The sequence below is a fragment of the Parviterribacter multiflagellatus genome, assembly GCF_056863265.1.
Genome location: NZ_JBXPIZ010000002.1, coordinates 360728 through 385514, shown reverse-complemented (window position 1 = coordinate 385514; position 24787 = coordinate 360728). Strand labels below are relative to the sequence as shown.

General features: G+C 73.0%; 25 protein-coding genes. 22 read left to right on the top strand and 3 right to left on the bottom strand.

What is annotated here, in order from left to right; genetic code table 11:
- Positions 1–15: 15 nt before the first annotated feature.
- From hrcA to AC1UE5_RS05325, 10 genes are read left to right on the top strand one after another with little or no spacing between them, the layout of a single operon-like run.
- A complete protein-coding gene (gene hrcA / locus AC1UE5_RS05370; protein WP_482921050.1) occupies positions 16–1050 on the top strand; it encodes a heat-inducible transcriptional repressor HrcA in 1035 nt (344 codons plus the stop codon).
- 8 nt (positions 1051–1058) lie between these two features.
- Positions 1059–2195 carry a molecular chaperone DnaJ gene (gene dnaJ / locus AC1UE5_RS05365; RefSeq protein WP_482921049.1) on the top strand — a complete coding sequence of 379 codons (1137 nt, stop codon included), beginning with the start codon at positions 1059–1061 and terminating at the stop codon, positions 2193–2195.
- Positions 2192–3028, top strand: a complete 837-nt coding sequence (locus AC1UE5_RS05360) for a 50S ribosomal protein L11 methyltransferase (RefSeq protein WP_482921048.1) — start codon at positions 2192–2194, stop codon at positions 3026–3028. The genes dnaJ and AC1UE5_RS05360 overlap by 4 nt, the downstream gene beginning before the upstream one ends.
- Positions 3029–3031: 3 nt before the next feature.
- On the top strand, positions 3032–4426 hold the full coding sequence (locus AC1UE5_RS05355) for an NAD(P)/FAD-dependent oxidoreductase (RefSeq protein ID WP_482921047.1): 1395 nt from the start codon (positions 3032–3034) through the stop codon (positions 4424–4426).
- A gap of 52 nt (positions 4427–4478) precedes the next feature.
- Positions 4479–4910 carry a GatB/YqeY domain-containing protein gene (locus AC1UE5_RS05350; protein WP_482921046.1) on the top strand — a complete coding sequence of 144 codons (432 nt, stop codon included), beginning with the start codon at positions 4479–4481 and terminating at the stop codon, positions 4908–4910.
- Positions 4910–5887 (top strand): PhoH family protein, encoded by a 978-nt coding sequence (locus AC1UE5_RS05345; protein WP_482921045.1) that lies wholly within the window; start codon positions 4910–4912, stop codon positions 5885–5887. The genes AC1UE5_RS05350 and AC1UE5_RS05345 overlap by 1 nt, the downstream gene beginning before the upstream one ends.
- Positions 5884–6273 carry an rRNA maturation RNase YbeY gene (gene ybeY / locus AC1UE5_RS05340; protein WP_482921044.1) on the top strand — a complete coding sequence of 130 codons (390 nt, stop codon included), beginning with the start codon at positions 5884–5886 and terminating at the stop codon, positions 6271–6273. The genes AC1UE5_RS05345 and ybeY overlap by 4 nt, the downstream gene beginning before the upstream one ends.
- Positions 6270–7151, top strand: coding sequence for a GTPase Era (gene era / locus AC1UE5_RS05335; RefSeq protein WP_482921043.1), 882 nt, complete (start codon positions 6270–6272; stop codon positions 7149–7151). Before ybeY ends, era begins: the two co-directional genes overlap by 4 nt.
- A 51-nt stretch (positions 7152–7202) precedes the next feature.
- Entirely contained in the window at positions 7203–8042 is an 840-nt protein-coding gene (locus AC1UE5_RS05330; RefSeq protein ID WP_482921042.1) for a hypothetical protein, read from the top strand.
- A gap of 41 nt (positions 8043–8083) precedes the next feature.
- The gene (locus AC1UE5_RS05325; RefSeq protein WP_482921041.1) at positions 8084–8422 is read left to right on the top strand and encodes a helix-turn-helix domain-containing protein; all 339 of its coding nucleotides are present in this window, start codon (positions 8084–8086) and stop codon (positions 8420–8422) included.
- A 216-nt stretch (positions 8423–8638) separates the two neighbouring features.
- Here AC1UE5_RS05325 and AC1UE5_RS05320 read toward each other — a convergent pair whose 3' ends face one another.
- Positions 8639–11395, bottom strand: coding sequence for a helix-turn-helix transcriptional regulator (locus AC1UE5_RS05320; RefSeq protein WP_482921040.1), 2757 nt, complete (start codon positions 11393–11395; stop codon positions 8639–8641).
- 79 nt (positions 11396–11474) lie between these two features.
- Between AC1UE5_RS05320 and hisIE the strand changes: the two genes are divergently transcribed.
- Genes hisIE through AC1UE5_RS05275 form a run of 9 tightly spaced genes read left to right on the top strand, consistent with a single transcriptional unit; the run spans position 11475 to position 19338 of the window.
- Positions 11475–12071, top strand: coding sequence for a bifunctional phosphoribosyl-AMP cyclohydrolase/phosphoribosyl-ATP diphosphatase HisIE (gene hisIE / locus AC1UE5_RS05315; protein WP_482921039.1), 597 nt, complete (start codon positions 11475–11477; stop codon positions 12069–12071).
- Positions 12055–13539 carry an anthranilate synthase component I gene (gene trpE / locus AC1UE5_RS05310; RefSeq protein WP_482921038.1) on the top strand — a complete coding sequence of 495 codons (1485 nt, stop codon included), beginning with the start codon at positions 12055–12057 and terminating at the stop codon, positions 13537–13539. The genes hisIE and trpE overlap by 17 nt, the downstream gene beginning before the upstream one ends.
- Positions 13536–14117, top strand: coding sequence for an anthranilate synthase component II (locus tag AC1UE5_RS05305; RefSeq protein WP_482921037.1), 582 nt, complete (start codon positions 13536–13538; stop codon positions 14115–14117). Before trpE ends, AC1UE5_RS05305 begins: the two co-directional genes overlap by 4 nt.
- On the top strand, positions 14118–15137 hold the full coding sequence (gene trpD / locus AC1UE5_RS05300) for an anthranilate phosphoribosyltransferase (RefSeq protein WP_482921036.1): 1020 nt from the start codon (positions 14118–14120) through the stop codon (positions 15135–15137). It abuts the gene before it with no gap.
- Positions 15137–15934, top strand: coding sequence for an indole-3-glycerol phosphate synthase TrpC (gene trpC / locus AC1UE5_RS05295; RefSeq protein WP_482921035.1), 798 nt, complete (start codon positions 15137–15139; stop codon positions 15932–15934). The genes trpD and trpC overlap by 1 nt, the downstream gene beginning before the upstream one ends.
- Before the next feature lie 13 nt (positions 15935–15947).
- The gene (locus AC1UE5_RS05290) at positions 15948–17054 is read left to right on the top strand and encodes a S1C family serine protease (protein WP_482921034.1); all 1107 of its coding nucleotides are present in this window, start codon (positions 15948–15950) and stop codon (positions 17052–17054) included.
- A 10-nt stretch (positions 17055–17064) separates the two neighbouring features.
- Positions 17065–17673: a phosphoribosylanthranilate isomerase gene (locus tag AC1UE5_RS05285; RefSeq protein WP_482921033.1), complete on the top strand. Its 609-nt coding sequence runs from the start codon at positions 17065–17067 to the stop codon at positions 17671–17673.
- On the top strand, positions 17670–18854 hold the full coding sequence (gene trpB, locus AC1UE5_RS05280; protein ID WP_482921032.1) for a tryptophan synthase subunit beta: 1185 nt from the start codon (positions 17670–17672) through the stop codon (positions 18852–18854). Before AC1UE5_RS05285 ends, trpB begins: the two co-directional genes overlap by 4 nt.
- 43 nt (positions 18855–18897) lie before the next feature.
- Positions 18898–19338: an Lrp/AsnC family transcriptional regulator gene (locus tag AC1UE5_RS05275; protein ID WP_482921031.1), complete on the top strand. Its 441-nt coding sequence runs from the start codon at positions 18898–18900 to the stop codon at positions 19336–19338.
- Here AC1UE5_RS05275 and AC1UE5_RS05270 read toward each other — a convergent pair.
- Positions 19335–21407 (bottom strand): NIDO-like domain-containing protein, encoded by a 2073-nt coding sequence (locus AC1UE5_RS05270; protein WP_482921030.1) that lies wholly within the window; start codon positions 21405–21407, stop codon positions 19335–19337. The genes AC1UE5_RS05275 and AC1UE5_RS05270 overlap by 4 nt on opposite strands.
- A gap of 108 nt (positions 21408–21515) precedes the next feature.
- Between AC1UE5_RS05270 and trpA the strand changes: the two genes are divergently transcribed.
- Both trpA and AC1UE5_RS05260 read left to right on the top strand, forming a co-directional pair.
- Complete coding sequence (trpA, locus tag AC1UE5_RS05265; protein WP_482921029.1) at positions 21516–22313, top strand: tryptophan synthase subunit alpha; 798 nt, start codon at positions 21516–21518, stop codon at positions 22311–22313.
- Positions 22314–22327: 14 nt separating this feature from the next.
- The gene (locus AC1UE5_RS05260; RefSeq protein WP_482921028.1) at positions 22328–22495 is read left to right on the top strand and encodes a hypothetical protein; all 168 of its coding nucleotides are present in this window, start codon (positions 22328–22330) and stop codon (positions 22493–22495) included.
- 30 nt (positions 22496–22525) lie between these two features.
- On the opposite strand, the gene AC1UE5_RS05255 is transcribed toward AC1UE5_RS05260, so the two are convergent.
- Positions 22526–23566, bottom strand: coding sequence for a 6-phosphofructokinase (locus AC1UE5_RS05255; RefSeq protein WP_482921027.1), 1041 nt, complete (start codon positions 23564–23566; stop codon positions 22526–22528).
- A 26-nt stretch (positions 23567–23592) separates the two neighbouring features.
- Here AC1UE5_RS05255 and AC1UE5_RS05250 point away from each other — a divergent pair, with 26 nt between their 5' ends.
- Positions 23593–24756, top strand: a complete 1164-nt coding sequence (locus tag AC1UE5_RS05250) for a branched-chain amino acid ABC transporter substrate-binding protein (protein WP_482921026.1) — start codon at positions 23593–23595, stop codon at positions 24754–24756.
- Positions 24757–24787: the final 31 nt, after the last annotated feature.

Below are 24787 nucleotides of genomic sequence, written 5' to 3'. Positions count from 1 at the left end.
CCTAGACTCGGGAGGGTGCCGACGCCGCGCCAGGAGCTGATCCTCCGCAAGGTCGTCGAGGGCTACCTCGACTCCGGCCAGCCGGTCGGGTCGAAGACCCTCGCGGCCGACCCGGAGCTGGGCTGCGGGCCGTCGACGATCCGCAACGAGCTGGCGCTCCTGGAGGAGACCGGGCTGCTCGCGCACCCGCACACCTCCGCCGGCCGCATCCCGACCGACGCGGGCTACCGCTTCTTCGTCGACCGGCTGCTCACGGCACCCCGGCCGGCGACCACACCGGCCACGCGCCCGAAGCTCGAGCTGGACCTCGTCCGGCGCGAGGTCGACGAGGCGATGCGCGCGACGACCGAGGCGCTGAGCCAGGTCACGAACCTGCTCGCGGTCGTCACCGCGCCGCCGATCGAGACCGCGGAGATCCGCCACATCGAGGTGCTCACGCTCCAGCCGCAGGTGCTGATGGTCGTGATCATCACGTCGACCGGCGGCGTCTCGAAGCGGATCTTCACGTTCGAGCGCGCGGTCGACCCCGGCCTGACGGCGTGGGCGAGCGCGTACCTCAACGAGCGGCTCACCGGGATGGGCCTGGGCGCGCGGATGCTCGCGTCCAAGCTCAACGACCCGAGCCTGGGCCAGAGCGAGCGCGGGTTCCTGGCCCAGCTGCTCCCCGCGTTCACCGAGCTGGCCGCGACCGCCGAGGACACGCTCTACCTCGACGGCACGAGCCGGCTGCTCAGCGAGCACCGGGTCACCGACCTGCAGCAGATCAACGAGCTGATGAACGCGCTGGAGCGGCGCGTGGAGCTCCTCGCCGTCCTGCGGCAGGCGCTCGGCGCCCGCGACGTCCTCGTCCGCATCGGCGGCGAGCACGACCAGCCCGAGCTGCGCTCGTTCTCCCTCGTGGCCTCCTCCTACGGGCTGCCACAGCGCAAGCTCGGCACCGTCTCGCTCATGGGCCCCGTGCGCATGGACTACGGCGAGGCGATCATCGCCGTCCGCGAGGCAGCGCACCAGCTGTCGCGCTACATCGAGACCGTCTACGACGAAGGCTGACCCCCACTTTGCCGACTGACGCGTACGAGCTGCTCGGGGTGCCCCGAGACGCCGACGACACGCAGATCAAGAAGGCCTTCCGCCGCCTCGCGCGGGAGCTGCACCCCGACGTCAACAAGGAGCCGGACGCCGAGTCGCGCTTCAAGGAGGTCGCGGAGGCGTACGAGATCCTCTCCGACAAGGAGCGGCGCGCCACCTACGACCGCTACGGCTACGACGGCCTGAAGGGCGGCGGCTACCAGCCGACCGACTTCGGCGCGTTCGGCGGCCTGGGCGACATCCTCGACGCGTTCTTCGGCGGCGGCGGCGCCGGCGGCGGAGGCGGGTTCTTCGGCGGCGGCGGGCGCGGGCCCGCGCAGGGCGGCGACGTCGGCGCGCAGGTCGAGATCACCCTCAACGACGTGCGGGTCGGCACGCAGGCCGAGGTCCGCTACGAGGCCGTCCAGCGCTGCGAGACCTGCCACGGCAACGGCGCGGAGCCGGGCACGCCGATCCGCACGTGCGAGCGCTGCGGCGGCCAGGGCCGGCTGCAGGGCGTCACGCGCACGCCGTTCGGCCAGGTCGTCCGCACCGTCGAGTGCGACGTCTGCCACGGCGACGGCAAGATCCCCGAGCAGCCGTGCCACACGTGCGGCGGCCGCGGGCGGACGATCGGCGAGACGACGCTCTCGATCGACATCCCCGCGGGCATCGAGGACGGCCAGCGCGTGCGGCTCGGCGGCCGCGGACATGCCGGCGAGGCGGGCGCCCCGAACGGCGACCTCTACGTGCAGGTGCGCGTCCGGCCCGACGCGCGGTTCGTGCGCGACGGGGCGGATCTCGTGACCGTGCTCGACGTGCCGGCGCCGCTGGCGGCGCTCGGCGCGACGTTCCCGGTCGAGACGCTCGAGGGAACGGAGGAGCTGGAGGTCCCGGCCGGCACGCAGCCGGGCGAGATCCTCGCGGTGAAGGGCGCCGGCCTGCCGACGTTGCGCCGCCCGCGCCCGGGCGACCTGCGCGTCGTGGTCAACGTCGTGATCCCGCGCAAGCTCGACAAGGAGCAGAAGGAGCTGCTGCGCCAGCTCGCGGACTCGCTCACAGGCGAGCACCTCGACACCGGCGACGAGTCGATGATCGGGAAGCTCAAGCGGCTGCTGAAGACGTGATCCGGCTCGCGCTGCGCGTCCGCCGGGAGGACGCCGAGATCGCGCTCGCCGAGCTGCTCCCGCTCGCGCCGTCCGGGGTGGAGGAGGTCGACCTGGGGGACCGCGTCGAATACGCGATCTACGGCCCGCCCGGCGAGCTGCCCGAGCTGCCCGACCTGGAGGCCGCCGCGGGCGACGCGCTCGTCGAGGTCGTCACCACCGAGGTCGCCGACGACTGGCAGGACCGCTGGAAGCAGTTCCACCAGCCGGTCGAGCTGCCCGGCCTTCGCGTGCGCCCGCCGTGGGAGTCGGCCGCGCCTGACGCGACCGACCGGGCCGGCGCGGGCGGAACCCTTGAGATCGTCATCGACCCCGGCCAGGCGTTCGGCACCGGCGGCCACCACACGACGCGCCTGTGCCTGGAGCTCCTGCTCGACCTCGAGCCGCAAGGCGCGTTCATGGACCTCGGCTGCGGCTCCGGCGTCCTCGCGATCGCGGCGGCGAAGCTGGGCTGGGGCCCGGTCGCCGGCGTCGACTTCGACCCGCTCGCCGTCGAGGCGACCGCCGACAACGCGCGCGTCAACGGGGTCGAGGTGGCGGTGGACCGGGTCGACGTCAAGCTCCAGGCGGCACCGAGCGCGCCGACCGTCGCCGCCAACCTGCTCCGCCCGCTCCTGCTCGCGCTCGAGTTCGAGCCCGGCACGGTCCCGCAGACGCTGATCGCGTCCGGCCTGCTCACCACCGAGGCCGACGAGATCGCCCAGCACTTCGCCGACCGGTACGGCCTGCAGGAGCGCCGGCGGGTCGAGGGCGGCGAGTGGTCTGCCCTGTTGCTGACCGGGGTAGGGTCGTAGGCCATGGCCTGGAACGTCGTCATCGCAGGGGGCGGGTTCGGAGGCTTCTACGCCGCCCGCACGCTGGAGAAGGTCCTGCCGCCGCAGGCGGCCCGCATCACGCTCGTCAACGACGTGAACTTCATGCTCTACGCGCCGCTCTTGCCGGGCGCGGCGGGCGGGACGCTGGAGCCGCGGCACGTCACGGTCCCGCTGCGCGAGGCGTTGGAGCACACTGACCTGCGCCTCGGGCAGGTCTGCGGCGCGAACCCCGACGAGCGCTGCCTGAAGGTCGTCACGCTGGAGGGCCACGAGGAGCGCATCCAGTACGACCACCTCATCGTGGCCTTGGGCTCGGTCTCGCGCACGCTCCCGATCCCCGGCCTGGCCGAGCACGCGATCGGCTTCAAGTCGCTCTCGGAGGCGATCGCGCTGCGCAACTCGCTCGTCCGGACGCTGGAGATGGCCGAGACGATCGAGGATCCCAAGCTGCGCGAGCAGTACCTCACGTACGTCTTCGTGGGCGGCGGGTACGCGGGCGTCGAGGGCCTCGCCGAGCTGCAGGACTTCGCCGCCGACGCGATCGAGGAGTACCCGCGCTGCCGCACCGTCGGCATGCGGTTCGTGCTGATCGAGGCGGCCGAGCGGATCATGCGCGAGACCGCGCCGGACCTCGCCGAGTACTGCATGCGCGAGCTGCGCGGACGCGGCATCGAGATCCGCACGCGCACGCAGGTCAAGGAGGTCACCGACACCGACGTCCTGATCTCGACCGGCGAGCGCATCCCGACCCGCACCGTGGTGTGGACCGCGGGCGTCAAGCCCCACCCGGTGGTCGAGCACCTGGGGCTGCCGCTGGAGAAGGGCCGGATCAAGACCGACCAGTACCTCCAGGTCGAGGGCTTCGGGAACGTCTGGGCGCTGGGCGACGCCGCCGCGGTGCCCGATCCCGCCAAGAACTACAAGGAGCCCTGCCCGCCGACCGCGCAGCACTCGATCCGCCAGGGCCGCCTGGTGGCGCGCAACGTCGCCGCGGCGATGGGCTCGGGCGGGCGGAAGAAGCCGTTCACCTACAAGACCAAGGGCGCGTTCGTCGACCTCGGCCGCCGCCAGGCCGTCGCGTCGACGATGGGCATCAAGTGGCGCGGCACGGCGGCGTGGGTGCTCGCACGCACGTACCACCTGGCGATGATGCCGGGCGTCGGGCGCCGCGCGCGGCTGCTCGTGGACTGGAACATCGGCCTGCTCTTCGGCCGCGACATCGCCGAGCTCGGCCAGCTCGGCCACCCGCCGGCGCTCCCGGGGGCCCGCGGCGGCGGCACGCACGGGCATCTGGAGGGGCAGTCGCAGGGCGGCACGGGCGTGCAGGACGGGGCGGCCGCCACGGTCCCGACGCAGCCGACGCCGGCCGCCGAGTAGCCGGCTCGAACCCGCCCCGGGGTCCGTCCCGGGGCGGCGTAGACTGGAACCAGTGACTTTGGCCGACAAGGTGAAGGCGGACCTGACCGACGCCATGCGCGCCGGCGACAAGGACCGCGTCGGCCGCCTCCGTCTCGTGCTCTCCGAGCTGCAGAAGGCAGCCAAGGAGGGCTCGGGCGACGAGCTGGCCGTCCTGCGGCGCGAGCGCAAGCGCCGCCTGGATGCGGCTGCCCAGTTCACGGAGGCCGGCCGCGACGAGCTGGCCGCCAACGAGCAGGCCGAGGCCGAGCTGATCGGCGCGTACCTCCCGGCGGAGCTGTCGGAGGACGACCTGGCGGCGCTGGTCGCCGATGCGGTCGCCGAGACCGGCGCGAGCTCCCCGAAGGACATGGGCGCCGTGATGAAGGCGACGATGGCGAAGGTCGACGGGCGCGCGGACGGCAAGCGCGTGTCGGCGCTGGTGAAGGCGAAGCTGACGGGTTGATGCGGCGGCAGATCGAGCTCTCCAACGAGGTCGCGGCCGAGCTGGCCGGCGCGGAGGACACGGTCCTGCGCGAGATCGAGCAGCACGTGCAGTGCGAGGTCTTCCTGCGCGGCAACGTCGTCACGCTCGACGGCGACGAGCAGGCGGTCGAGGCTGCGGCCGAGGTGATCAACGAGATCGCCGAGCTGGTCGACGGTGGTCACCAGATCTCGCCGGGCACGATCAGCGCGGTGACCGGCGCGCTCGACAAGGGCACGTCGGCCGCGGAGGTGCTGGAGGACGTCGTCTGGCGCCACCGCTCCACGAAGGTCGCCCCCAAGAGCGTCAACCAGAAGCGCTACGTCGACTCGATCCGCCGCAACACGATCACGTTCGGCATCGGCCCGGCCGGCACCGGCAAGACGTGGCTGGCGGTGGCGAGCGCGGCGGCCGCGCTGTCGCGCCGCGAGGTCAACCGCATCATCCTCACGCGCCCGGCCGTCGAGGCGGGGGAGCGGCTGGGCTTCCTGCCCGGCGACCTCATGGCGAAGGTCGACCCGTACCTGCGGCCGCTGTTCGACGCGCTGCAGGACATGCTCGACCCGGACAAGGTCCAGGGCCACCTCGAGCGCGGGACGATCGAGGTCGCGCCGCTGGCCTTCATGCGCGGCCGGACGCTGAACGACTCGTTCATCATCCTCGACGAGGCGCAGAACACCTCGCCCGAGCAGATGAAGATGTTCCTCACGCGCCTGGGGTTCAACTCCAAGATGGTCATCACCGGCGACGTGACGCAGGTGGACCTGCCGCGCGACCAGAAGTCGGGGCTCGTCGTCGTCAAGGACATCCTCCGCGACGTCGAGGGCATCGGCTTCACCACCTTCGGCCGCGAGGACGTCGTCCGTCACCGCCTGGTGCAGCGGATCGTCGACGCCTACGCGGACGCCGAGCAGCAGGGCGCCACCGAGCTGCGCCCGGCAGATCGCAAGCGGGCGTGAGCCTCGAGGTCGAGGTGATCGGCACGGCGGCCATCCCGGCGGTCGAGGTCGAGCGCCTGGCCGCGCTGGCGGCCGCGAGCGCGGGCATCGAGCACGGGCACGTGGCGATCGAGTTCGTCGACGCCGAGCGCATCCAGGACCTCAACCGCGAGCACCGCGGCAAGGACAAGCCGACCGACGTGCTCTCGTTCCCCATCGACGAGCTCGACGACATCGGCGTCCCGGACGAGGCCGAGCGGGAGCTGGGGGACGTGGTCATCAACCCGGAGCACACGGTCGACCTGCGCGAGGCGGTCGTCCACGGCGTGCTGCACCTGACGGGGATGGACCACGAGACCGACGACGGCGAGATGCTCGCCCTGCAGCGGGAGATCCTGACGTGGTGAACACGCGCTCTGGCTTCGTCGCCCTGGCCGGCCGCCCGAACGTGGGCAAGTCGACCCTGACCAACGCCCTCGTCGGCCGCAAGGTCGCGATCGTCTCCGACAAGCCGCAGACGACGCGGCGGGCGATCCGCGGCGTGGCGACGGGGGAGAACACGCAGCTCGTCCTCGTCGACCTGCCGGGCGTCCAGCGCCCCCGCGACGCGCTGACCGCGCGGATGCAGGCGCGGGTCGAGCGCGAGGTCGCCGAGGACGACGCCGTGCTCTTCGTGCTCAACGGCGAGGAGGGCGTCGGACCGGGCGACCGCTGGATCGCGGGCGTGCTGGAGAAGCTCTCCGTGCCCGTGGTGATCGCGGTCAACAAGATGGACCGGCTGGACCGCGCGCGCACGATCGAGGTGCTGAGCGAGGCCGCGGAGCTGGGCGTGGGGGACGAGATCTTCCCGATCAGCGCGCGGACGGCGAAGGGCGTCGGGCCGCTGCTCGAGCACCTGCGCGGGCTGCTGCCCGAGGGGCCGTACTTCTATCCCGAGGAGTCGCCGACCGACCAGACGCAGGAGGTCCTGCTGGCGGAGCTGATCCGCGAGCAGATCCTGCGCCGCACCTTCCAGGAGGTGCCGCACTCGGTGGAGGTCGTCGTCGAGGACATCGAGGAGCGCGACGAGGACACGATCGTCCGCGCCCGCGCGTGGACCGAGACGGACTCGCAGAAGGGCATCCTCATCGGGAAGGGCGGCGCGATGATCCGCACCATCGGCACCGCCGCGCGGCACGCGCTCCAGCAGGAGCTGGGGACGAAGGTCCACCTGGACCTGCGGGTCGACGTGCGCCGCAAGTGGCGGGCCGACGAGCGCATGCTCGACCGCCTCGGCATCGATTGACAGTCCGTCACCCCTTCCATCCGGCACACCGATGTGCTGGACTGCCGCGCCGTGCGCTCTCTTCTCTCGCGCCGGCCGTCGCCGGCGCTCATCGTCTCGATCATCGCCCTCGTCGTCGCAACCAGCGGCGTGACGTTCGCCGCCACCGTGGGCGCCGACAAGGTCCTCTACGCCTGCGTCAACCAGAACGACCTCGCCGGCGATGGCATCTCGACGCTGGCCGTGTCCGAAGCCGGCGTGCCCGTCGTCGATGCCCCCGAGAAGTGCGGCGTGGCGACGCAGAACGACTTCCCGGACGCGATCCCGCTCAACGCGCCCGGACCGCAGGGCGCCGTCGGCGAGAAGGGCGAGAAGGGCGACGCGGGTGCCGCCGGTGCTCCCGGTGCCACGGGCGCGCAGGGGCCCTCGGGCCAGACGTCGCCCGCGCCGCAGCAGCTCGTGCCGCCGGCCGTGGCCACGAAGCTCGGGTCGTCGGTGACCGACGCCACCAAGGAGATCGAGGAGAGCCAGCGGAAGCTCAAGGACTCGATCGAGAAGGTCAAGGAGGCGCAGAAGGAGCAGCAGCGACAGACGCTGCTCACCAAGCAGTTCCTCCAGCAGATGTCGGCGATCCGCGCGATGATCGACAACGCGGTCCGCGTCCAGCAGGCGCTGGTCGACACGATGTCGGCGGTCCTGCCGGAGGTCGCGCTGTCGTCGGCGCGCGCGAAGCTCAAGGAGGCCCAGGAGGCGCAGCGCAAGCTCGAGCGCCTCGCCGAGCTGCTCGCCGACGCGAAGACCGCGAAGGCCCAGCAGGCGACGATCTCGAAGTTGATGGAGGAGATCTCCGCGTTCATGACGTCGCTCAACGGCTCGCAGCGTGACGTCGCGAAGGTGATGACGGCGAAGTAACCCGCCTATCTGATTGATATCGAAATGATATCATCGGGCGCATGAGCGAGCGCCCCCTGTACGTCCGCCTCCCCGAGTCCGAGGCCGACCTGATCGACCGCGCCGCCTCGGAGGGCGGCGTCAGCAAGCGCCAGGTGGTGAGCCGCCTCGTCCGCGAGGGGCTCGCCCCGGGCCGCGACCTCACCGTCGGGCGGCTGGAGCTGCGCGCGGCGGACACCGAGGTCCTCACCGTCGATCAGGCGGCCGTCCTGTTGCAGACCGACGTCGAGGTCGTGGCAGAGATGGCGCAGTCCGGCGAGCTTCCGGCACGGAAGGTCGGGGGCGAATGGCGGTTCGCGCGCGCCGCGATCTTGAGCTGGCTCGGACACACGTCCACCTAGCTGAAAACCGGAGCGTCGCCGCCGAGTACTCCAACTGCAAGGCGAACGCGACTCAAGGAGAGTCGCCCGGCCCCTCCGGGGGAGCCGGGAACGCCAAGGATGACCAGCGCTCGCCCACCCGGTTCGGGTGGACCGACGATCCTCGAAGGCAGAGAAAAGCCTCCGAGCGAGGGACATCTGGACCGGGCCGGGTCGGGGGACGCCGGCCCGGTCTCGTTAAGCGGCGGTGGGCGTCGCCTCGTCGCCGAACAGCCGCGCGAGCTGCGTGCGGGAGCGCACGCCGAGCTTGCGGTAGATCGCCGACAGGTGGTGCTCGATCGTCTTCGGGGAGAGGAAGAGCGAGCCGGCGACCTCGCGGTTCGTCAGCCCCTGGGCCACGAGCTGCGCGACGCGCCACTCCTGCGCCGTCAGCGCCTCCGACGGCGACTTCGCGCGGTCGGCTGCGGAGGTCTGGCGCGCGCCGGCGAGCCGCAGCTCCTCCCGCGCCCGCGCCTCCCACGGCGCCGCGCCGAGCCGGTCGAACGTGCCGAGCGCGGCCTGGAGCAGCTCGCGTGCCTCGTCGGCGCGCCCCGCGCGGCGGCGGCGCGCGCCCAGCAGCAGCTCCGTCCGCGCGCGCTCGTGCACCAGCGGCACCCGCTCGAGCAGCGCGAACGCGCGCGCGAAGTGCTCCTCGAACTCATCGTCTCCGGCCAGCGTCCCGAGCGTCCGCGCCGCGGCGATCTGCGGGAACCAACGCCCGAGCGCCTCGCCCTCGCGCTGCATCCGCTCCGCCTCGGCCCGCGCCTCGTCGAGCCGCCCCGCGCCGATCAGCGCCTCGCCGATGTCGCCGTCGACGAGCACGATGTTCGTCTCGACCCACTTCACCTCGTGGCGGATCTTCGGCACCTTCAGCAGCTGCTCGCACGCGACGTCCCACTCGCCGCGCAGCATCGCGACGCGGCCGAGCATCCAGTACGCCCACAGCTTCAGCGTGTGCGCCTCCGTGCGCTCGGACAGCTCCGCGACGACGCGGGCGCGCGCCTCGCCGGCGTCCAGCTCCCCGCTGTCGATGTCGAGCAGCGCCTTGACGAGCTGCGCGTAGGCGACGAGGAGGAACTCGTTGCCGGTCTCGTCGACCAGCCGCATCGACTCGGCGATGTCCGCGCGCGCGGCCTGCCAGCGGCCGGTGCGGTGGTTGAGCTCGGCCCGCAGCGCCAGCGGGTAGATCAGCCGCACGGCGGCGCCGGCCGCGCGGGCCTCCGCGACGTGGTCGTCGACGCGCTCGCGCGTGCGCTCGTACTGCTCGATGAACAGCAGCCCGTGCGTCGCGCCGAGCATGATCTCCATCGGCTGGTTGCGCGCGCTCGGGTCGATCACCGGCGAGTCGAACATCCGCACGTTCTCGTCGTCGATCGTCCCCAGCGCCGAGCACGCCATCGTGTAGACGACGTCGGCCAGCTCGCGCACGCGCGGGTCGCGGTCCCCGACGATCTCCTGGGCGCGCTTGGCGAACGCGAACATCCGCTCGTTGTCGCCGTGGTACATGTGCGCGGGCGTCGCTACGAGGAGCGTCTCGGCGGCGCGGCCCGGCTCGCTGTCCGCCAGCCGCTCGGCCTCGTCCTCGAGGATCTTCATCCCGCCGTGGATGTCGCCCATCCGCAGCGTCAGCAGCCCGCGGAGCTTGCGCGCGTCGTTGAGCCGCGACGACGACAGCGCGCCCTTCTCGGCCGCCTCGAGCAGCGTCACCGCCTGGTCGAGGTTGCCGGCCTGGTGCGCGCACGAGGCGCCGTCGAGCATCAGCTCGGCCGCGGTGGCCGGGAACGGGGTCAGCTCGGCCGCGCGCGCGTACGTGAGCGCCGCCTCGTGGAAGCCGCCGCGCCGGCACGCGTCGTCCGCCGCGTCGGCCAGCGCCGCCGCGACGCTCGGGTCCTGCCCCGTCGCCGCCTGCGCCTGGTGCCACGCGCGCTGGCGCACGTCGGCCGCGACGTCCCCCAGCGCTGCGTGGGCCGCGCGTCGCTCGGCCAGCGTCTGGGCGTGGTAGGCGGCGGAGCGGATGAGCGGGTGGCGGAACACGAGCCGCGTGCCGCGCACGGTGACGACGCCCGCGGACTCGGCGGGCGCGAGGTCGCTCTCGCTCAGCTCGAGCTGCTGCAGCGCGGCGAACAGCTGGTCGAGCGCGCCGCCGTCCAGCGCCGCCGCGACGCCCAGCGCGCGCCGGGCCCGCTCGGGCAGGTCCGCCAGCCGTCGGGAGAACAGCTCCTCGACCTTGTCGCCGGTGGGGAGCGGCGTGCTGATCGGCCGGACGCCGCTGCGTTCCTCCTCGGTCAGGACGGGTGGGAGCTCGAGCAGCGCCAGCGGGTTGCCGCCCGTCGCCTCGGCCAGCGCGTCGGCGACCGACGGGGCGACCTGGCCGGCCAGCAGCGAGCGCGCGCCGCCGGCGTCGAGCCCGCTCAGCGTCACGAGCTCCAGCCCCGCGACGTCCACCAGCGGCACGCCGTCGGCGCTGCGCACGGTCAGCAGCACGCCGACGCCCTCGGCCTCCAGCCGGCGCGCGGCGAACAGCAGCGCCTCGCGCGTGGCGGGATCGAGCCAGTGCGCGTCGTCCACGGCGACGAGCAGCGGCTGCTCCTCCGCCGCGGCGGCCAGCAGCGCGAGCAGCGCGACGGGTACCGCGAACCGGTCGTGCGGCGTGGGGGGCCCGAGCGCCAGCGCGGACCGCAGCGCGGCGGCCTGCTGCTCGGGCAGCCGCTCGGCGAGGTCGAGCAGCGGCCGCACGATCGCCAGCAGCCCCGCGTACGGGATCTCGGCCTCGGATTCGAACCCGCGGCCGCGCAGGACGCGGAAGCCCTCCGCCTCGCCGATGAGCGTCCTGAGCAGGGCCGTCTTGCCGATGCCGGCCTCGCCCGTGAGCACGACCGCGAAGCTCCGCGCCTTCCGGGCTTCGGCCAGGCGGGCACGCAGCATCTCGAGCTCAGCATCGCGTCCGTGCAGCACGTCGCCGATGCTATGCGACCCGGCGGCGCTCCGGGAGGAAATCCGGGCCGTCGCGGCGCTGCGCATACCATCCAGGCCCGTGGAGATCCGCTACGACGAGCACGGATACGTCCCGGTCGTCATCCAGGACTGGAACACCGGCGAGGTGTTGACCCTCGCGTACGCCAACGAGGAGGCGGTCGCGCGCACGCGTGAGACCGGGGAGCTGCACCTCTGGAGCCGGTCCCGGAACGAGCTGTGGCGCAAGGGCGCGACGAGCGGCAACACGCAGAGGGTCCACGCGCTGCGGCTCGACTGCGACGGCGACGCGCTGCTGGCGCTGGTCGAGCCGGCCGGGCCCGCCTGCCACACGGGCGCGCGGACGTGCTTCCACAACGGCGACACCTCCACGCGCGCGCCCCACGAGGTGCTGCCCGGCCTGGAGCGGACCCTGCGCCAGCGGCAGGCGGAGCGCCCTGAGGGCTCGTACACCGTCGAGCTGCTCGACGACCCCAAGCTGATCGGGGAGAAGGTCGAGGAGGAGGCCGAGGAGGTCGCCCGCGCCGCGCGCGAGGAGACCGACGACCGCGTCGACAACGAGGCCGCCGACGTCCTCTACCACCTGCTCGTCCTGCTGCGCTCCCGCGGCCGGTCGCTCACCGACGCCGCGAGGGTGCTCGATGCCCGCAGTCGCTGACGCGCCGCCCTTCGAGGTCGCGCCCGGGATCGACGAGGTCCGGGAGCTCGCCAAGACCTACAACGTCGTCCCGCTGCGCACGACGTTCATCGACGACGTCGAGACGCCCGTCTCCGCGTTCCTCAAGCTCCGTGGTCGCAACCCCGAGACCCCGGCCTTCCTGCTGGAGTCGGCCGAGCGCGGCCAGGTCGTCGGCCGCTACAGCTTCATCGGCGTCCGCCCCAGCAAGGTGATCCGCTGGAAGCTCGGCGACCCCGGCGACCCGTACGCGATCGCCGCCGAGGAGGTCGGCCGCCACCGCCAGGCGCCGCTGGAGGACCTGCCGCCGTTCAGCGGGGGCGCGGTCGGGCTGTTCGGCTACGACCTCGTGCGGACGGTCGAGACCACGCTGGGGGAGCCGAACCCGGATCCGGTCGGCCTGCCCGACATGGCGCTGATGCTCTCCGACGTGCTGGTCGTGTTCGACCACCTCAAGCACACGGTGACGATCCTCGTGAACGTCTACGCCGAGTCGCCCGACGAGGTGGACGCCGCCTACGAGGACGCGCTCGCGACGATGCGCAAGGCGCGCGCGCTGCTCGCCGGGCCGGTCCCGAGCTTCGGCGTCCGCGACAAGGGCGAGCGCCCCAAGTTCACCTCGAACCTCACGCGCGAGCAGTTCGAGGCGAACGTGAGCCGCATCGTCGAGTACGTCCACGCGGGCGACGCCTTCCAGGTCGTCCCGTCGCAGCGCTGGAGCGCGGAGCTGACGCTCGACCCGTTCAGCGTCTACCGCGGCCTGCGCGTGGTCAACCCGAGCCCGTACATGTACTTCCTGGACTTCCAGGACTTCCAGATCGCGGGCGCGTCGCCGGAGCCGCTGCTCACCGTCACCGGCCGCCGCGCCTCCACGCGCCCCATCGCAGGCACGCGCCCGCGCGGCGCCAACGCGGCGGAGGACGCGGTCATCGCCGAGGAGCTGCTGGCCGACGAGAAGGAGCGCGCCGAGCACGTCATGCTCGTCGATCTCGGCCGCAACGACCTCGGCCGGGTCTGCGAGTACGGCTCCGTGCAGGTCGACGACTTCATGGCCGTCGAGACCTACAGCCACGTGATGCACATCGTGTCCAGCGCGTCCGGCCGGCTGCGCGACGGCGTGGGCCCGCTCGACGCGCTGCGCTCGATCCTCCCGGCGGGCACGCTCTCCGGCGCGCCCAAGGTCCGCGCGATGGAGATCATCGACGAGCTGGAGCCGGTCAAGCGCGGCGGATACGGCGGCGCGATCGGCTACCTGGGCTACGGCGGCGACCTCGACACCTGCATCCACATCCGCACGGTCGTGATGAAGGACGGCAAGGCGCACGTCCAGGCCGGCGGCGGGACGGTCGCCGACGCCAAGCCCGAGTACGAGTTCGAGGAGTCCCAGAACAAGGCGCGCGCGGTGCTCCAGGCGTTCGAGCTCGCCGCGAGCCAGCCGGAGTGGCCATGAGCGGAGACGAGAAGCCCGTGCGCGTCCTGATGGTCGACAACTACGACTCGTTCACCTACAACCTCGTCCAGTACCTGGGCGAGCTTGGGGCCGAGCTGGAGGTCGTGCGCAACGACGTCGCGTCGGTCGACGAGCTGCTGGAGAAGCAGCCCGACCGCGTGGTCGTCTCGCCCGGCCCGTGCACGCCGAACGAGGCCGGCATCAGCGTCGAGGCGATGCGCCGGTTCCCCGAGGCGGGCATCCCGACGCTCGGCGTCTGCCTCGGCCACCAGTCGCTCGCGCAGGCGTTCGGCGGCACCGTCATCCGCCACCGGCCGATCCACGGCAAGACGACGACGATCGAGCACGACGGCGAGGCGATCTACGCGGGCCTCCCGCAGCCGATGGTCGTCGGCCGCTACCACTCGCTGGTGGTCGCCGAGGAGGGCCTGCCCGACTGCTTCACCACCACGTCGACCGGTGGAGGCGTGATCATGGGCATCCGCCACAAGGAGCTGCCCGTCGAGGGCGTCCAGTTCCACCCGGAGTCCGTCCTCACGCCGCACGGCCAGACCCTCTTGCAGAACTTCCTCGCCTAGATGCCGAACCCCGTCCTGACCAAGGCGATCGACCGCCTGGCCCAGCGCGCGGACCTGACGCTCGACGAGACGAGCGCGGTCCTCGCGGAGATCATGCGCGGCGAGGCGACCGACGTCGAGATCGCCGGCTTCCTGATCGCGCTGCGCACCAAGGGGGAGACCCCGGACGAGCTCGCGGGCCTGGCCGCCACGATGCGCGCGATGGCCACGCCGGTCAGCGTCGGCCGCGACGACCTCCTCGACACCGCGGGCACCGGCGGGGGGCGGCGGACGTTCAACGTCTCCACCACCGCGGCGCTGATCGCGGCGGGCGCGGGGTGCGCGGTGGCCAAGCACGGCAACCGCTCCGCCACCGGCCTGAGCGGCTCCGCCGACGTGCTGGAGGCGCTCGGGGCGCAGCTGGAGAACACGCCCGCGCAGGTCGCCACCTGCATCCGCGAGGCGGGCTTCGGCTTCATGTTCGCGCCCGCGCACCACAGCGCCACGCGCTACGTCGTGCCCGTCCGGCGCGACCTCGCCGTGCGGACGATCTTCAACTTCCTGGGGCCGCTCACCAACCCGGCGGGCGCCACGCGGCAGCTCATCGGCGTGTCCGATCAGGGGATGCTGGAGACGATGGCGCTCGCGCTCTCCCGCCTTGGCGTCACGCGCGCGTTGGTAGTGTCCAGCGAGGATGGGCTTGACGAGCTGTCGACGTCGGCGCCGACGCGGGTCGTGGAAGTGAACGGCGAGGAGATCGAGCGCTACTCGGTCACCCCGGCCGGCTGCGGCCTGGCGGAGGCGCCCCCGGAGGCGATCCCCGGCGGCGACCCGGCCGAGAACGCCCGCATCGCGCGGGCCATCCTCGCGGGGGAGCAGGGCCCCGCGCGCGACATCGCCGTGCTGAACGCCGGTGCCGCGATCTACGCCGGCGGCAGGGCCGACTCGGTCGCCGACGGCGTCCGGGCGGCCCAGGAGTCGATCGACTCCGGCGCCGCGCACCGCACCCTCGAGCGCTACCTGGAGCTCAGCCGCACCTGATGAACACCCTCGAGCAGATCGTCGACGCGACCCGCCACGACCTGCGCAGCCGCCGCAAGACCGTCCCGCTGAAGGAGCTCGAGCAGCGCCTCGCCTCGCGCGGGCACGACCGCCCGTTCTCGGAAGCGCTCACCCGGCCCGGCGTGTCGGTCATCGCCGAGCACAAGCGGCGCTCCCCGTCGGTCGGCGACATCCGCCCCGGCAGCAGCGTCACCGAGATCGTCCAGGCCTACGAGCGCGGCGGCGCGACCGCGCTGAGCGTCCTCACCGAGCCCGGCTTCTTCGGCGGCTCGCTGGACGACCTCGTCGAGGCTCGCTCCGCCTGCGCCCTGCCGATCCTGCGCAAGGACTTCATCGTCGACCAGTACCAGGTGTACGAGTCGGCGGCGATCGGCGCGGACGCGATCCTGCTCATCGTCGCCGCGCTGGCGCCGAAGGAGCTGGCGGCGCTGCACGCCGAGGCGCTCGGGCTCGACCTCGACGTCCTGGTCGAGGTGCACTCGGCCGAGGAGCTGGACACCGCGCTCGAGACGATCGATCCTGACGTGATCGGGATCAACAACCGCAACCTGGAGACGTTCGAGGTCGACACGGAGACGACGTTCGAGCTGCTGGCCGACGTGCCGGCGGGCAAGACGGTCGTGTCCGAGTCCGGGTTCCACTCCCGCGAGCAGCTCGACGAGCTGGAGCGGCGCGGCGTGGACGCGGTCCTGATCGGCGAGTCGCTCATGCGCGCCCCGGATCCCGAGGCGGCCGCGCGGGCGCTCACGGGCACCGAGTTCGACGACGGGGTCTAGCTTGCGGACCGCGGTGATCGCCCTCGTCTCGGCGCTGCTGGGCGGTGCGGTGGCGGCGGGCGGTGTCGTGCTGCTCGACGACGACGAGGGCGGCGGGACGCGGACGGTCGTGCAGCAGGCGCCGATCGGGGCCGGCGACGCGGGGGAGCGCGACGGCGACGGCGGCCTGACCGCGGCCGAGATCTACGACCGCGACGCGCCCGGCGTCGTGTTCATCACCGCCACCGTCGTGCAGCAGACCAGCTCGCCGTTCGACGTCTTCCCGGAGGAGCAGCAGGGCGAGTCGACCGGCACCGGCTTCGTCATCGACGAGGACGGCTCGATCCTCACGAACAACCACGTCGTCGAGAACGCGACGAAGCTCACCGTGCGGTTCCAGAACGGGCGCACGGTCGCCGCGAAGCTCACCGGCAACGACCCGTCGACCGACCTCGCGCTGCTGAAGGTCAACCCGCGCGGCCTGGACCTGCGCGTGCTGGAGCTGGGCACGTCGAAGGACGTCAAGGTGGGGGACCCGACGGTCGCGATCGGCAACCCGTTCGGGCTCGACCTCACGCTCACGACCGGCGTCATCTCGGCCAAGCAACGGCGGATCGACGCGCCCAACGGCTTCACGATCGACGACGTGCTGCAGACCGACGCCGCGATCAACCCGGGCAACTCGGGCGGGCCGCTGATCGACGCGTCCGGCCGCGTGATCGGGATCAACTCGCAGATCAAGACCGGCGCGCAGGGCGGCGGCAGCGTCGGCCTCGGGTTCGCCGTCCCGATCGACACCGCCAAGCGCCTGCTGCCCGAGCTGCGGAAGGGCGGCGAGCTGCAGCGCGCGTACATCGGCGTCTCCACCGTCACGGTCACGCCCGACCTCAACCTGCGCGCGGACAAGGGCGCGGCGGTCGCCGAGGTCGTGCCCGGCGGGCCCGGCGCGGCGGCCGGGCTGCAGCCCGGCGACGTCATCACGAAGATCGACGGCAAGGCGGTCGAGGGCAACGAGGACGTCGGCTCGGCGGTCGACGCCAAGAAGCCCGGCGACACGCTCCGCGTCGAGGTCGACCGGGACGGCGAGACGGCCACGGTCGAGGTCCGCCTCCAGCAGCGTCCGGCGACCACGGGCTCGTAGGGTGGAGGGCGTGAGAATCAAGTTCTGCGGCATCACGCGCCTGGAGGACGCCGAGCTGTGCGTCGAGCACGGCGCCTGGGCGCTGGGGATGATCTTCGTGCCCTCCTCGCCGCGGAAGGCGCAGCAGACCGAGGCCGCGCGCATCGCCGCGACCTACCGCCGGAAGGTGGAGCTCGTCGGCGTCTTCGTGAACGCCAAGCTCGACCACATCGCCCACACGGCGGACAACGTCGGCCTGACGATGATCCAGCTGCACGGCGACGAGGGCCCGTCCTTCGCGTCGGAGGTCGCGCGCCGCACCGGCGCGAAGGTCATCAAGGCCGCGCGCGTCAAGACGCGCGCCGACGTCGTCGCGCTCGAGCCGTTCCACACCGACTTCCACCTGTTCGACGGGCAGGGCGGCACGACGTTCGAGTGGCGCCTCACGCAGCTGCGCCGCACGCAGACGCCGCTCATCACCGCCGGCGGACTCACGCACGAGAACGTCGCCGACGCGATTCGCGCCACCGACCCGTACGCGGTCGACGTCGCGACGGGCACCGAGTCCGAGCCCGGCATCAAGGACCCGGAGAAGGTGCGCCTGTTCGCGGAGGCGGCGGGCGTCAAGGTGGGCACGTGACGAAGGTCGAGTCGGGGGTCGAGCACCGCTTCGGCCCGTACGGGGGCCAGTACGTCCCCGAGACGCTCATGCCCGCGCTGGCGGAGCTGGAAGAGGCGTGGGTCGCCGCGCGCGAGTCCACCTCGTTCAACAACGAGCTCGAGCGGCTGCTGCGCGACTACGTCGGCCGGCCGTCGCCGCTCTACCTCGCCGAGCGGCTGAGCGAGGCCGCGGGCCGCGAGGTGTGGCTCAAGCGCGAGGACCTCAACCACACCGGCGCGCACAAGATCAACAACGCGCTCGGCCAGGGCCTGCTCGCCAAGCGGATGGGCAAGCGGCGGATCATCGCCGAGACGGGCGCGGGCTCCCACGGCGTCGCGACCGCCACCGCCTGCGCGCTGCTCGACCTCGACTGCCACATCTACATGGGCTCGGTCGACATCGAGCGCCAGCAGCCCAACGTCCAGCGGATGAAGCTCCTCGGCGCCGAGGTGATCGCGGTCGAGTCGGGCGCGCGGACGCTGAAGGAGGCCGTGTCCGAGGCGATCCGCGACTGGGTCACGAACGTCGGGACGACGCACTACATCCTCGGCACCGCGGCCGGGCCGGCGCCGTTCCCCGCGCTCGTGCGCGACCTGCAGCGGCGCATCGGCGACGAGGCGCGCGCGCAGCTCTTGGAGCGGCGCGACCGGCTGCCCGACCGCGTGCTCGCGTGCGTCGGCGGCGGCTCCAACGCGATCGGCATCTTCGCGGCGTTCACGAACGACCCCGACGTGCAGCTCGTCGGCGTCGAGGCCGCGGGGGAGGGGCTGGACAGCGGCCGTCACGGCGCGCCGCTGACGCAGGGCGGCCCGCCCGGCGTCCTGCACGGCACGCTGAGCGCGCTGCTCCAGGACGAGGACGGCCAGATCCTCGAGGCGCACTCGATCTCGGCCGGGCTCGACTACCCCGGCTCGGGCCCCGAGCACGCGTGGCTGCGCGACAGCGGCCGCGCCACGTACGTGGCGGTGACCGACGACGAGGCCGTCGAGGCGTTCCGCCGCGTGACGCGGCTGGAGGGCATCATCCCGGCGCTCGAGACGTCGCACGCGCTCGCGTACGTGCTCGACGCGCCGTCGGACTCGACGCTCGACGTCGTGTGCCTGAGCGGCCGCGGCGACAAGGACCTCACGCAGGTCCTCGCGCGGCTCGGCATCGCCTGACGCGGGCTTGACGGACCGCGGCGCTCCGGAGAGGATCGCCGCGGTGCCAGAACGGCTGGAGGACCTCGACCCGCTCGACCGGCAGATCGTCGAGCGGCTGATGGCGGACGGCCGCATGTCGTTCCGCGCGCTGGGCGACGGCATCGGGCTGAGCCCGACCGCGACCGCCGACCGCGTGCGCGCGCTGGTCGACCGGGGCGTCATCCGCGGCTTCAGCGCCGTGCTCGCCGACGGCGTCGACGGGCGCTCGCTGGAGGCGGTGGTGGACCTGCGCCTGCGCTCCAACGCCGACCGGGATCGGTTCGAGACGCAGGTCCGCGCGCTGCCCGCGATCGCCGACGCCGTCCACCTGACCGGCCCGTTCGACTACCAGCTGACGCTCGCGTGCGCGGGCGCGCACGAGATCGACGCGACGATCGCGGCGCTGAAGGACCACGGCGGGGTCACGGAGACGCGCACCCGCGTGATCCTCCGCCACGTCTAGCGGCGCACGCTGATCCGCTTCGTCCGGACGGCCGAGGCGTTGCCGGCTGCGTCCGTGGCGCGCACCTCCAGCACCAGCGCACCTGAGCGGGGGAGCGGGAGGCGCACCGTCGCGACGCCCGCCTTCGTCGTCGCCGTGCGCGTGACCAGGACCTTCCGCACGGCCTTCCGCCCGCGCCGTGCGGGCGTGACGCGCACGAGCGCGACCGTGACCTTCGCCTGCTCGCCCACCTTGACGTTCACCGTCGCGCGCCCGCCCTTGCGCGGCCGGCGCGGGCCGACGGTGAGGGACGCGATCCGCGGGGCCGTGCGGTCGCGCGTGTCCGGGCCGCTGCCACCACCCGCGCGGCCCGCTCCTCCCGCGTCGCCCGGGCCCACGCCGCTCGCGCCACCATCGGCGCCACCGCCACCGCCACCGCCACCACCCGAGGGCGGCGCGGCCGCCACGACCGCCGTCGGCAGGCTCTCGGTGCCCGCGACCCCGAACGCGTTGGTCGCCTCTTCCCGCGCCCGCACGGTGTGGCCCACGTCCTCCGGCCCGAGCAGGTAGGCCACGCCGTCCGCACCCGGGATCGGGGCGCAGCCGCCGCCATCCGGCCCGCACCGCTGCCAGCCGGCCTCGCGCACCAGCGCGGGGCCGAGGATCGACGCGGTGGTGCGGGTGAGCGTCTGGCCGGCCTGCGCCACGCCGCTCACGGCGGGTCGAGACGGCGTGTACGTCACGCTCCCGCCGTCGACGGCCGCGGCCTCGTTGCAGCCGTGCTGCAGGACGTACGCCGGGCCGGCGCGGAGCTGCACGCCGATCGTCGCGCCCTCGTCGCCCGCGAACGCGCCGCCGCCCGCGCCGACCTCCAGGTGGCGCAGGACGATCCGGCCGTCGCGGTGGAGCGTCGCCGCGAAGCGCACCGGCGTGTTGAGCGCGACCTTCCGGGCCGTCGTCCACCGCACGGTGACCGCGTCCGCGCCGGCGCTGACGGTGATGCCCTGGCCGGGCTGCCCGGTCGTCGCAAGGTCGTCCCAGAACGGTGCCACGACGGGGCCGGTCGGCAGCCGCCCGCCAGGCAGGCAGGCGTTCATGGGCTCCGCGTGCGACGCGGAGCTCGGCCCGCTCCCGAGCGCGAGGTAGCCCTCCGTCGACACCACCATCTCGTCGTGCTCCGTGCCGTCGATCGGGAACGCGAACGGCAGCTCCACCTTCCAGGCCTCCGAGTTGTCGTTGGCCGAGCCGGGCAGCGGCACCGCCACCTCGCCCGGCTCCGTCGGCGCGGGCGACCCCGTCGCGACGTCATAGCCGGTGACCGGCGCGGGCAGCACGACCGGCGCGGTCTGGTACGCGGGGACGGTCGACGGCGCGGCCGCCCCCGCGGTCGTGACCGTGACGCGGGCCATCAGGCGCTTGCCGGCGTCCTGGACGGTCGGCACGTACGTCGCGCCGGTCGCACCGGGGATGACGCCGCAGCCCTGGTCGTCCATGCAGCGGTACCACGTGCGCGAGAGGACCGTGACGGGCGTCGTCCACGCGCCGTCGTCCACGGTCACCGGGGCGCCGACCTCGAACGTCCCCGTGATCTGCGCGGGCGCGGTCGCCCAGGCGCGATCGGCGCTCAGCGTGACCGTGACGTCGTCGCACGTGGCGTCCGCGGCGGTCACGCCGACCACGATCGTGTGCCCCTCGGTCGACGCGTACGTGAACGGGGGCGGGTCGCCGGACTGCGTGCCCGGGCGCCCGCGCAGCGACGAGACCGGGCTCCCCGGGTCGAACGGGTCGTAGGCGCCCGTCCAGAGCGAGCAGCCCGGGCCGCTGACGTCCGCGGTCAGGCACGCGGAGTCGAGGATCACGTGCCGGACGTAGACCTCCTCGAAGCGCCGCGCGCCCGCGGTGGTGGTCGTCGGCGGGTTCGGGCCGACGCACGTCCAGCCGCCGCCGTTGGCCAGCCGGGACGCGGACGTGGGGCTCTGGACGTCGATCTGCGTGTGCAGCACACCGGCGTCGACGGCGTGCGCGGGCGGGGCCGCGACGAGGAGGGCGGCGGTGCAGATGAGGAGCGGGAGGAGGCGGGGGAGGCGCATGTCGCGGGCGATCCTCCTCATCTGCGCAAGGGCCGTGACGCGTGTGCCGGGCGATCCACGGCGGATGCCGGGCAATCCACGGCGCGGCGACCCGCTAGCTTCCGGGTCATGCCTCCGGCCGAGCAGATCACGGGCGCTCAGCGCATCGCCGACGCGTTCGCGCACGCGCCCGGGCGCGCGGCGCTCATGCCGTACCTGATGGGCGGCTTCCCCGACCTGGAGACGTCGAGGGCGATCGGCCACGCGTACGCCGACGGCGGCGCGGACCTGATCGAGCTCGGCGTCCCGTTCTCCGACCCGCTCGCGGATGGGCCCGTCATCCACGCGGCCGCGACGAAGGCGCTCGCCGCGGGCACGACGTTCGACGGCGTGCTGGACGTCTGCCGCTCGCTCTCCGAGCGCGTGCCGGTGATCGTCATGTGCTACGCGAACCTCGTCGTCGTGCGCACCCCTGAGCGGTTCGTCGAGGCGATCGCCGACGCGGGCGCCAGCGGCCTGATCGTGCCCGACATCCCACTGGAGGAGAACGAGGAGCTGCGCGCGGTCTGCGAGGCACGAGGCATCGCGTTCGTCCCGCTCGTCGCGCCGACCTCGCCCGAGGAGCGGCTGCGCGCGATCGGCGAGCAGGCGCGCGGGTTCCTCTACACCGTCTCCGTCACCGGCACGACGGGGGAGCGCGCGGCGAGCGACTTCGGCCCGCTGGTGCAGCGCGCCAAGGCGCACACCGACGCGCCCGTCGCGATCGGCTTCGGCATCTCCACGCCCGAGCAGGCCGTCGCGGCGGCGGACGCCGGCGCGGACGGCGTCATCGTCGGCAGCCGGCTCGTCCGCGCGGCGGCCGAGCACGACGACCCCGCGGGCGCCGTGCGGGACATCGTGAAGTCGATGTCCGACGCGCTCCGCTAATCTCGGGCGCGCTCATGGCACTGACTCTTTGGACCACTCTCGCCGCCGTCGTCTGGATCGTCCTCTGGGCGCTCGGGTGGAAGGGCTTCGACGCCGCGCTGCTCGGCGGCTTCATCGTCCTCATCGGGGCGACGATCCAGATCCTCGGCAAGTACAAGCCGGGCCGCCCCACCTCGTCGTAGGACGGCCCGACCCTCGCTGCCCGGCGTTCTCTAGTAGAAGAACGTCCGGGCCAGCTCGAGGTACTTCGTGTCGATGGTCTTGACGCCGTCGACGTCCGCGAGGTCGACCGAGGTCATCTCCGTGCCGTGCAGCGCGGCCATGCGGCCGTACTCGCCGTCGATGACCATCTGCGCCGCCTGGATGCCGTAGCGGGTCGCCAGCACGCGGTCGTAGGCGGTCGGCGTGCCGCCGCGCTGGATGTGGCCAAGCGTCGTCACGCGGACGTCGTAGCCCGTCCGCTGCTCGAGCTCCTGCCCGAGCGCCGCGCCGATGCCGCCGAGCCGCTCGTAGCCGTACTCGTCGCGCACGTCGGACGCGCGGATCGTCTTCGTCTCGCCCGAGGCGAACGCGAGCTTCGCGCCCTCGGACACGACGATGATCGAGAAGTGCTTGCCGCGCGCGTGGCGCCGCGCGATCGCCTCGCACATCTCCTCGACGGTGAGCTCGAGCTCGGGGATCACGATCCCGTCCGCGCCGCCGGCGAGGCCCGCGAACGTCGCGATCCAGCCGACGTTGCGGCCCATGACCTCGACGACCATGATCCGGTCGTGCGACTGCGCGGTGGTGCGCAGGCGGTCGATGCAGTCCGTCGCGGTCTGCACCGCGGTGTCGAAGCCGAAGGTGTAGTCCGTCCCGACGACGTCGTTGTCGATCGTCTTGGGGACGCCGACGACCGGGATGCCGAGCTCCTCGTGGATGCGCTTGGTGATCCACATCGTGTGCTCGCCGCCGATGGCGATGACCGCGTCCAGCGGGTCGCTCTCCTGGGCGGCCTTCACCCGGTCGACGCCCTCGGGCTCCATCCACGGGTCGAACGAGGAGGTGGACAGGATGGTCCCGCCCTCCTGGAGGATGCCGATGACCGCCTGCTGGTCGAGCTCGACCCGCATCGAGGGCTCGGCGAGGCCCTGGTACCCACGCCTCAGACCGATCGGCTCGTGGCCGTGCTCGATGAGACGTCGTGTGGCCGCCCGGATGACGGCGTTGAGGCCGGGGCAGTCGCCCCCGGCAGTGAGGATGCCGACTCGCAAGAGGCGAAGATTAGACTCGGTCGTTCATGTCCCGCAGGATCGCCTTCAGCTTCTTCACGATCATCCTGGTTGCCGGGACCCTCCTCGCGTGCGGGGAGGACGACGGCGTCAAGGAGAGCGAGATCCTCGGGACCTCGCTGACTGTCTACTCCAGCCTTCCTCTCCAGGGGCCGCTAGCGCCGGTCGCGCAGGACATCGTGCGCGCCGAGAAGCTCGCCCTCAAGGACGCCGGCGGCCGCGCCGGCGCGTACGACATCGGCTTCGTCTCGCTCGACTCGTCCGACCCGGAGACCGGGCGGTGGAGCCCGAGCCAGGTCGCGGCCAACGCCCGCAAGGCGGTCCAGGACCGCCAGGCCATCGCCTACCTCGGCGAGATGGACTCCGGCGCGAGCGCGGTCTCGCTTCCGATCCTCAACGAGGGCGGCATCCTGCAGGTCAGCCCGCGCGACACGTTCGCCGGGCTCACCGAGGCCGGCGGCCGCGGCGAGCCCGAGAAGTACTACCCCTCCGGCCGCGAGACCTTCGCGCGCGTCGTCCCCGCCGACGACCAGCAGGCGGCCGACCTGGTCGCCGCGATGCAGAGCGAGGGGGTCGAGCGCCTCATCCTCGCCGACGACCGCGAGCTGTCGGGCGTCTCGATCGGCGACCGCGTCGCCCGCGCGGCGCGCGACGCCGGCATCGAGGTCGTCGACCGCAAGCGGCTGGATCCGGGCGACGACGTGCCCGAGGACCTGGGGGAGGAGATCCGCGACGAGCGCGCGGACGCCTTCTTCTACGGCGGCACGTTCAGCGACTTCGCGGTCGGCGTCCTGCAGGAGGTCCACGACGGCGCGCCCGCGATGCGCCTCTACGGCTCCGACGACCTCGCGATCGCGCCGGAGCTCCCCGCGCGCGCCGGCGAGGCCGCGAACCGGCTGATGGTCACGGGCGTCGATCCGGCGCCCAGCGCCGACGAGCAGTTCGAGCGCCGGTTCCGGGAGGAGTACGGCGAGAAGCCGGAGCGTCAGGCGATCCTCGGTTACCGTGCGATGAAGCTCGTGCTAAGCGCGATCGAACGTGCCGGGGAGAACGCGAAGAGCCGCCGGCAGGTCATAGACCTGACGCTGCGGCTCGCAGGAGAGCCCCGCGCCCGCTTCACCAAGTACCGCATCTCCGGAGACAGGCTGGTCAGGGTCCGCGACGCGCTGTAAGCTGGCGCCGCTTCTGGTCTTAGGACCTGAC